The sequence below is a fragment of the uncultured Mucilaginibacter sp. genome, from assembly GCF_903913935.1.
GTDB lineage: Bacteria > Bacteroidota > Bacteroidia > Sphingobacteriales > Sphingobacteriaceae > Mucilaginibacter.
On sequence record NZ_CAIWNH010000176.1, the window covers coordinates 1 to 9,279 of the forward strand.

Consider the following 9,279-nt stretch of genomic DNA (forward strand, 5'->3'; position numbering starts at 1 on the left):
ATTAAAATTTTATTAGTATTTATAATCCCACTATTTTTAAACACAGAAAAAACAAAAAATGAAAAGAGTATTTAAAGTTGCTTTAGTTGCGGTATGCATGTTATTTGTAGGCAACTTTGCCAAAGCACAAACCAAAATCGGTTATATTAATTTCGGTGAACTGGTTCGCAATATGCCCGAATTCAAAACCGTTCAAACTTCGATAGAAAGCTATCAGAAACAGTTTGTTGATCAGCTTACTGTGATGAATAATGAATATCAGCAAAAAGGAAAAGAATTCCAGACTACTCAGGGAACTATGACTGACGCTATCCGTTCAGCAAAACAAGCTGAATTAGCTGATATCCAAAAGCGAATGCAGGATTACAACACTGATGCACAGCAAAAAGTTGATGCAAAAAGCAATGAGTTGATCAAACCGATCACTGATAAAGCTAAAGCTGCTGTATCCCAGGTTGCAAAAACAAAAGGTTATACTTATGTATTGGATTCATCACAAGGATCTCCAATATTGGTTTCTCCTGAAGGTGACGACCTTATGCCTGCTGTTAAAGCTGCCTTAGGTTTAAAATAATATAAAATATTGCTAACCACATACAAAAGCGCCCCCAAATACGGGGCGCTTTTTGTATTTTTGTATTGATGTTTTATAATAAACCCATTGGGATCTTTGATTCGGGCTTTGGCGGACTTACCGTTTTCCGGTCAATTATACAGCAACTGCCCGATCATGATTATATCTACCTGGGCGATACCGCCAGGGCGCCTTACGGTAACCGTTCATTTCAAACCATTCATCAATATACCTGGGAGTGCGTTAAATGGCTGTTTGAACAAGGCTGCCCGCTGGTGATCCTGGCCTGCAATACGGCATCGGCAAAAGCGCTCCGCACCATTCAGCAAAAAGATCTTTTGAATGAAGACCCGGCCAAACGGGTGCTTGGTGTGATAAGGCCAACGGCAGAGGTGATAGGAGATTATACAAAAACCAAAGAAATAGGGGTACTGGGTACTAAAGGAACGGTGCAGTCTGGTTCTTACCTCATCGAGATCGGCCATTTTTTTCCCGATGTTAAAGTTTACCAGCAGGCCTGCCCGCTTTGGGTACCGCTGATTGAGAATGGCGAGCATGATAAACCCGGTGCCGATTACTTTGTAAAGAAATACCTCGACCAGGTTTTGGCACAATCCCCTCATATTGATACCTTATTGCTGGCCTGCACGCATTATCCATTATTGCTGGAAAAGATTAAATCCTATTTGCCCGACAGTATCCAGGCGATAGCGCAGGGCGATATTGTAGCCAAAAGCCTTGTAGATTACCTGCAGCGCCACCCGGAAATGGAAAGCAGCCTGTCTAAAAACGGCACTCAAAAGTTTTTTACGACTACTGATGATACCGCAGATTTTGATCATTATGCCGAGATCTTCTTTGGAGAACCGGTGAAGTCAGAATTTGCGGAGGTGAAGGGGTGAATTGGTTGAAATAGTTGATGGAGTTGATTAGGTGAGTGGTTAACGATTAACTTATTCAACTCAATCCACCCTAATCAACTTTTTCCACCTAATCTAACCCAATCAACTTAATCAACCATTCAACCAATTTTACTAAGTTTGCACCAAAGCACCAGGGTTGAACTTTTATATCACATATTTTATTGTCGCGATAGGCTTATTTGGTTTTTCGGCCATCTTTGCGTTGTTTGGCGTTTATGCCGAGCGTAAAGTTTCCGCTTTTATACAGGACAGGTTGGGCCCTACCGAAACGGGTAAGTTCGGCAGTCTGCAAACTGTTGCTGATATATTAAAAATGCTGCAAAAGGAGCTCATCACACCGGCCGCAGCGGATAAGCTGCTGTTTATGATGGCGCCGGGGATTATCTTTATTGCCGTTTACCTGGGCTTTGCCGTATTGCCCTGGGGGCCGGGCTTAGCGCCATCCAGCCTGAATTTAGGACTATATTATATTTTCGCGGTCCTGTCCATCGAAACCCTTGGCATTTTAATGGCTGGTTGGGGATCCAATAATAAATTTTCCATATTGGGAGCTATGCGCTCAGCGGCGCAGATCATTTCGTACGAGATCCCCGCAGGTTTTGCGATTATTTCAGTGGTTATGATCGCGCAAAGCCTCAACCTGCAGGTGATCTCGGCACAGCAGGGGATCATGGCGTCTGAAAAAATCACGTTCGCCGGCTTTTGGGATGTGTCCCATGTCGGTGGCATTTTTGCCTGGAACGTTTTCAGGGCGCCGCACCTGCTCATCACTTTTGTGATCTACTTTATTGCCTCGCTGGCCGAAAGTAACCGTGCACCATTTGATATCCCCGAAGCGGAGTCGGAACTGGTGGCGGGTTTTCATACCGAATATACAGGACTAAGATTCGCTTTTGTATTTTTGGCGGAATACTCCATGATGTTTTTGGTATCGATGATCGCCGTGGTGCTTTTTTTAGGTGCGTGGAATACACCTTTACCCAATATAGGCGCTGTGCAACTGGCAACATGGACAACCGGCGCCGTTTGGGGTATATTATGGATAGCCATAAAAACACTGGCGCTGGTAGGCGTGCAAATGTGGATCAGGTGGACACTGCCACGTTTCAGGGTTGACCAGCTGATGAATTTTTGCTGGAAGGTATTAACACCCACCGCGTTTGTGTGTATGCTAATATCGGGGTTATGGAGGATATTTTTAATGTAGAAAGTCATTAGGTCATTGCGTCATTAAGTCATTGAAGAGTTCAATTAAATTATCCAATGACCCAATGACCCAATGACCCAATGACGTAATGATAATAAATGAGCAATTTAACAAAAGGTTTTACAACAGCATTTAAGGGATTAAGCATCACCTTCAGGCACCTTTTTGCCTCGCATAAAAAGCGGGAGATATTGCCGGCAAGTGATAACAACTACTTTAAAAACCTGGAAGGCGGTACCAATACTATCCAATACCCGCACCAGAAGCTGCCGATCCCCGAGGTGGGGCGGTACCAGCTGGAGGTGGAGATGGACGATTGTATTGTATGCGACCTTTGCGCTAAGATTTGCCCGGTAAGCTGTATTGACATCGAATCCATTAAAGCGACAGAAGCTATCGGGCAAACCTCAGACGGTACTACCAAAAGATTATATGCGGCGAAGTTTGATATTGATATGGCCAAATGTATGTACTGCGGCCTTTGTACTATAGTTTGCCCTACCGAATGTATTGTGATGACCAACCAGTATGATCGCACTGTATTTGAATTAAAAGATCTGACCTATCAATTCTCGGATATGACGCCCGAAATGGCGGCAGAAAAACGCCTGGAATTGGAACAGCAGCAGGCCGAGCGGGCAGCAGCCAAATTGGCCGCTATGCAGAAAAAGGAGGGTGGCGTATGAGCATGGTGCAATTTCTGTTTTACCTGATGAGCTTTATCGCGCTGGCATCGGCACTGTTTGTAGCCGCGACAAAGAATTTGGTCCGCTCCATTTTTATGTTTTTTATTACCCTGCTGGCGTTGGCCGGGCTGTATGTTTTGGCCATGGCCGATTTTGTGGCGATAACGCAGGTGGTAATTTACGTAGGTGGCATCCTGGTATTGATCCTGTTTGCCTTTATGCTATCTGGAAAAGAGAATTTGAACTATATTTCCGAGCAGCAAAATAAGTTTATCAGTATCGGCAAACTGCCTGCAATATTATTGGCTGTTTTGTTTTTGATCGTTTTGGTGAATGTTGCCATCAACATTCATCCCGACAGCCTGCCCTGGATACAGAAGTCGGTCGCTTACAAAAACTACATCCAGCCGGATGCCGCCATGACGGAGAACATCGGCGTAAACCTGATGACCAGGTATTTGCTGCCCTTTGAGGCGATCTCCATTTTATTGATGATCGCGCTGGTTGGCGCGGCGCATTTATCGCGAAAGGAGGCTAAGCCATGATCAGTTTAACCGATTTTATGGTGGTGAGCGCGGTATTGTTTTGCATTGGTTTGTATATGATCGTATCCAAACACAATGCTATCCAAATCCTCATCGTTATTGAGCTGATGCTGAATGCCGCCATATTAAACCTGGTAGCTTTTGGCCGTTACGACCGGGTGGCCAACAGCGGGCAAATGTTTGCGCTGTTTGCCATCGTATTGGCAGCAGCAACAACCGCAGTAGCCCTGGCCATTATATTAAACGTATACAAACGGTACAAAACAATTGACCCGGGGAAAATTGATAATTTGAAGGATTGAAAACATGAGATATATATCAATGTTGATCTTTTGTTTTTTGATGTCAGTAAATGTTTTTGCCCAAGGGACTGATACGGTACATAAAGATAGCTCAAAGCAATTTAGGCTGGTTGACGCGCCTTCAATAGGTAAATACGCCGAGCCACTGTTTGTTGTTGATGGAAAAATTTATAAACGGAGTATCAAGCGATTAAATCCTAAAAATATTCTTGAAGTATCTGTTTTAAAAGGTGCAGAAGCCGAGATACTTTATGGTTCTGGAGGTGGAAACGGTGTGGTTATTATTACAACAAAACGATATGCAACTTTTCAATATCAAAAAAAATTAAGCGCTTTTTCAAAGGCATACGTCGATTATTTAGATAAACATAAAGGTGATGATTCCGAAGTTGCTTTTATTGTAGATGGGGAACAACTAACAGGTTATTCGGATCGGATTACTAAATTATTCAAACTTTCCATTGAGAAAATAAAATCTGCGGAATTTTCGACAAAAAGCATTGATATCAGAGATAAGACGCCAGCATTAATCATCACAACGAAGCAATAACATTGGAACATTTTTTACAATCCATAGATGCCCTAACCATAAAATTCACGCTGATTGCGGTGTTATTGCCCCTGCTTGCTTTTGTGATTAACACAGCATTGCCGGCTAAATGGAGCAAAGTGGCCGGTTGGGTATCTACGGTTTTTATATTGATCAGCTGTGTTTTAGCCGCATTTATTTTTTCAAAGGTTTGGAACGGGCACCAGGTGCATCAGCAAATGCTTTGGTTTACCATTGGCGATACCCCGGTTTATGCGGGTATATTGCTCAATAACCTTTCGGTTTTATTGCTGCTGCTGGTTAATTTAATTGCATTGCCGGTGCACCTCTATTCAACCGCCTATATGCGGCACGATGAAAAATACAGCCGTTACTTCGCTTACCTCAGTTTCTTTTGTTTCAGCATGCTGGCGCTGGCAGTGTCGGATAACCTGGTGCTGTTCTATATTTTTTGGGAGCTCGTAGGCTTTTCGTCTTACTTGCTTATCGGCTTTTGGTTCACCCGCGATAAAGCGGTTTTTGCTAATAAAAAAGCCTTTATCATGAACAGGATAGGGGATATCGGCCTTTTGTCTGCGATTCTGGTACTCTTCAGCATGTATCACACTTTTGACCTGGATACTTTGTTCGGGCAAATTAACCTGGTAGGTCATTCTAATATACAAAACGGCCTGTGGCATTTAAGTTCCAATTCGGTTCCAAATGACAGTGGGGCGATTGTGATCACTGGCGGATCGATTCAAATCCCTGCCATCTGGCAATACATCGCCTTTGCCGGCATATTTTTAGCGGTAGCCGCAAAATCGGCACAGTTCCCGCTGCATACCTGGCTGCCTGATGCTATGGAAGGGCCAACATCTGTGTCGGCGCTCATCCACGCGGCTACTATGGTGGCGGCAGGTGTGCTTTTATTGGGCAGGGTTTACCCACTGTTTAATGATGCAGAATTAACTTTTTTGGCCATCATTGGCTGCTTTACCGCATTTATGGCGGCTACTATCGCCCTCACCCAAAACGACCTGAAACGGCTCCTTGCCTATTCCACCATTTCGCAATTGGGCTATATGGTCATGGCGATGGGCATAGGCGCTTATGCATCCTCCCTGTTTCACCTGGTAACCCATGCATTTTTTAAATGCCTGTTGTTTTTGGTAGCAGGTATCGTTATTCACCAGATGGGCCATATCCGGGATGATAACAACCTTGAAATCGATCCCCAAAATATCCAGAACATGGGTGGCCTGCGCAAAAAATTGCCGCTTACCTTTATTGCCGCTTTAATAGGAGGGGTAGCGTTGGTAGGTTTGCCTTTTACCTCAGGATTTTTATCCAAGGACGGCATCCTGGTGCAGGCTTTTGAATGGAGTGCTGGCAAGAACGTGTTTTTCAAGATTATCCCAATTTTAGCCTTACTCACTACCTGGCTCACGGCATTTTATGTGGCAAGGCTCATCGTAAAGGTGTTTTTTGGCGAATTAAGGGTCTTGCAGTTCAAGCCGGATCTGAAATTGCATATGAGCGATGGTACCTGGCAATATAAATTGCCGCTTGTACTGCTCTCGGTTTGCTGTTTCTTCCCGTTTTTCTCGACGAATCCCTTTTCTCAGGATGCTAGTTGGGTGTACAATGGTTTGCTGGGTATATTAAATGAAACAGGTTTCGCAATGGTATTACCTGTTGTGATAAATATTGGTAGTTTGCTGATAATTTATTTTGCATATACTATTTATACCGGCAAAAGAACAAACCCATTTGCCCAAACCGGCGTTATCTTCAACTTATCCTTCAATCAATGGTATTTTGACAGCATTTACCAAAATGCCATCGTAAAACCCATATTGAACACCAGCCTGGTTACTTTTTGGTTCGACAGGAGGGTAATTGACGGGTTTATTCTCCTTTTTGCAAAAATGAGCGTAGCATTATCCAAATTAGCAGCCTGGATGGACCGTAATATCGTTGATGGTTTTTTAAATTTGCTGGTTAAAGCGGTACGGATCATCGGCAATTTCGCCCGCAGGTTCCAGGGGGGTAAAGTACAATATTACCTGTTTAGCATGCTGGCCGTTATTTTGGCGATATTTATTTTGAAAACGTTTTTTTAATATGAGATTAGAGAAAAGGTTAAAGGCGAAAGGCGAAAGGTTAATGGTGTCCCAGGATCTCCCATCTATCAGTTTATTTCTTAAATCTTGTTTCCTGACTCTTGACTCTTGAATCTAACCATGAACATCCTCACCCTCCTCATATTTATCCCCATTTTGTTCGGTATTGTCATCGCGGTGATGCCGTCGTCATGGCGGGCGGGCTTTAAATATATTACCCTGCTGGCTACCCTTGTGCAATTGGGCATGAGTATATTTATCTATTGCAATTTTAAAACAGGCGCAGCATTCGGCGGGATCAATCACGAGGCCCAGTTCCAGTTTATGCAAAAATTGCCATGGATCAACCTTGACCTTGGCCCCGCCGGAAGGATGCAGATTGATTATTTTGTAGGCATCGACGGCCTTTCCATCGCCCTGCTGGTAATGACATCCTTTGTATTGGTGATAGCGGCCCTGGCCTCCTGGGAGATCAAGAGCAACTTGAAGGGATATTTTATCCTGTTTTTGATCCTGGATATGGCGGTTACCGGTGTATTCTGTTCGCTCGATTTCTTCCTGTTCTATATTTTTTATGAATTAATGCTGTTGCCCCTTTATTTCCTCATCGGTATGTGGGGCGGTGCAAGGCGCGAATTTGCTGCGATCAAATTCTTTCTCTATACTTTGTTCGGGTCGGTGTTTATGCTGCTGATTATGGTGGGGCTTTACTTATCTGTTAAGGATCCGGCTACCGGTAACCATACCTTTAACATGATCCAGATGATGAACCCGGCGAATTTTCAGCAGGGTTCAGTATTCGGCATCCTCAGCCATCAAACTATTTTTGGTTTTTCGGCACGGGGTGTTGGCTTCCTGGTATTGTTTGTAGCATTTGCCATTAAAGTGCCCGTTGTACCCCTGCACACCTGGCTGCCCGACGCACACGTAGAGGCCCCTACACCGGTTTCTATTATCCTGGCAGGTATCCTGCTGAAAGTCGGCGGATATGGCATTATAAGGGTTTGTATAGGCATCTTCCCTGAAGTGGCCGCTGCCCATGCCTTCTGGCTCGGGCTTTTGGGTGTGGTCTCCATAATTTACGGTGCGTTAAATGCCCTTGCCCAAAAAGATTTGAAACGCATGATTGCTTATTCCTCCGTGTCGCACATGGGTTTTGTGTTACTTGGCGTTGCCTCATTAACCGCCGAAGGTTTAAGCGGTGCAGTAATGCAAATGGTGAGTCATGGCTTTTTATCCACCATGTTGTTCTTCCTTGCCGGCGTAATCTATAACCGCGTACATGACAGGGGGATCAACCATTTCCGTGGACTGGCTTCTATTATGCCCCGGTATACGGCTTATGTCACCATCGCTTTTTTTGCTTCTCTTGGGTTACCCGGTTTTTCGGCATTTATCGGCGAAGCATTCTCATTGGTCGGCGCGTTCAAATCTAACTCCGTTAACGGCGAACTGCCTTACTGGATGGCCGCTTGTGCTTCGTTGGGGATCTTGCTGGGTGCATCCTACTTTTTATGGACACTCCAGCGCATGTTTTTCGGCAAAGTAAACCTCAAAGGCGGCGCTGTTTGGCAAACTGCATTAGTTGACCTTAATCTCCGCGAAAGGATAGCCTTATTTCCCTTAACATTGATGGTACTGGCGTTGGGCTTAATGCCTTCGCTGGTTTTTGGGAAGATCAATGATTCGGTATTGGCTTTTGTGCATTTTCTTCAGTTGAAATAAATATTTGTGTCCCTTATGGAATAACACAAAAACATGCATCCTGTAAATGATCGTCGCCAACGTGCGGCTAAACCAACAGGAATTATTTATTTAACAAAAAGAGCATGTTTAAAAAATTACTATTGGCCGTATTGCTGGTGATAACCGGTATGGCCGCAAATGCTGAAGACGGGCAAAAAGTTGTATCAAAAGTTCAAAAAGTTACCGTGTTTTTAAACGGGGCACAGGTAACACGTACGGCTATGGTAAACGTAAGCGCAGGAACATCCCAGTTAATATTTGGCGAAATTTCCCCGGGGATCGATGTGCAAAGCATCCAGGTACATGCCGGAGGCGCATTTACCATTCTCTCCGTAAAACATGAACTTGATTTTTTAAACGAAAAGGCAAAGCAGCAGCATGTGGAGGAACTCCGATCGGTACAAAAAGCGATCAGGGATAAAATATCGCTGCAAAACAGCCTGATAGCTATATACCAGGCCGAAGAAACTATGATCGCCAAAAACCAGGTAGTAAGCGGTGAAAGCACCGGCCTGGATGTAGCCAAACTAAAACAGGCGCTTGATTTTCAAACCGAACGTTTAACCGGGCTAAAGGAAAAACAACAGGCCGTAAATAATACCATTGAAGCTCTAAACCTCGAACTGCAAAAATATGATAAG

The 9,279-nt window shown here is 44.1% G+C and carries 10 protein-coding genes; all 10 read left to right on the forward strand.

Annotated features, from left to right (window positions below):
- Positions 1-58 precede the first annotated feature (58 nt).
- Positions 59-574: an OmpH family outer membrane protein gene (locus QZY09_RS06630; protein ID WP_295669897.1), complete on the forward strand. Its 516-nt coding sequence runs from the start codon at positions 59-61 to the stop codon at positions 572-574.
- Positions 575-642: 68 nt separating this feature from the next.
- On the forward strand, positions 643-1,476 hold the full coding sequence (gene murI, locus QZY09_RS06635) for a glutamate racemase (protein ID WP_295669900.1): 834 nt from the start codon (positions 643-645) through the stop codon (positions 1,474-1,476).
- Between the two features lie 157 nt (positions 1,477-1,633).
- Entirely contained in the window at positions 1,634-2,704 is a 1,071-nt protein-coding gene (locus QZY09_RS06640; protein WP_295669903.1) for a complex I subunit 1 family protein, read from the forward strand.
- Between the two features lie 98 nt (positions 2,705-2,802).
- Positions 2,803-3,390 (forward strand): NADH-quinone oxidoreductase subunit I, encoded by a 588-nt coding sequence (locus QZY09_RS06645; protein WP_295669906.1) that lies wholly within the window; start codon positions 2,803-2,805, stop codon positions 3,388-3,390.
- Between the two features lie 26 nt (positions 3,391-3,416).
- The gene (locus QZY09_RS06650) at positions 3,417-3,935 is read left to right on the forward strand and encodes an NADH-quinone oxidoreductase subunit J (protein ID WP_295669909.1); all 519 of its coding nucleotides are present in this window, start codon (positions 3,417-3,419) and stop codon (positions 3,933-3,935) included.
- Entirely contained in the window at positions 3,932-4,237 is a 306-nt protein-coding gene (gene nuoK, locus QZY09_RS06655) for an NADH-quinone oxidoreductase subunit NuoK (protein ID WP_295669912.1), read from the forward strand. Before QZY09_RS06650 ends, nuoK begins: the two co-directional genes overlap by 4 nt.
- 4 nt (positions 4,238-4,241) lie before the next feature.
- A complete protein-coding gene (locus QZY09_RS06660; RefSeq protein ID WP_295669916.1) occupies positions 4,242-4,787 on the forward strand; it encodes a hypothetical protein in 546 nt (181 codons plus the stop codon).
- 2 nt (positions 4,788-4,789) lie between these two features.
- Positions 4,790-6,892 (forward strand): NADH-quinone oxidoreductase subunit L, encoded by a 2,103-nt coding sequence (locus tag QZY09_RS06665; protein ID WP_295669919.1) that lies wholly within the window; start codon positions 4,790-4,792, stop codon positions 6,890-6,892.
- Between the two features lie 120 nt (positions 6,893-7,012).
- Positions 7,013-8,617 carry a NuoM family protein gene (locus tag QZY09_RS06670; protein ID WP_295669922.1) on the forward strand — a complete coding sequence of 535 codons (1,605 nt, stop codon included), beginning with the start codon at positions 7,013-7,015 and terminating at the stop codon, positions 8,615-8,617.
- A 104-nt stretch (positions 8,618-8,721) separates the two neighbouring features.
- On the forward strand, positions 8,722-9,279 hold a 558-nt coding region (locus QZY09_RS06675; protein WP_295669925.1), incomplete at its 3' end, for a DUF4140 domain-containing protein.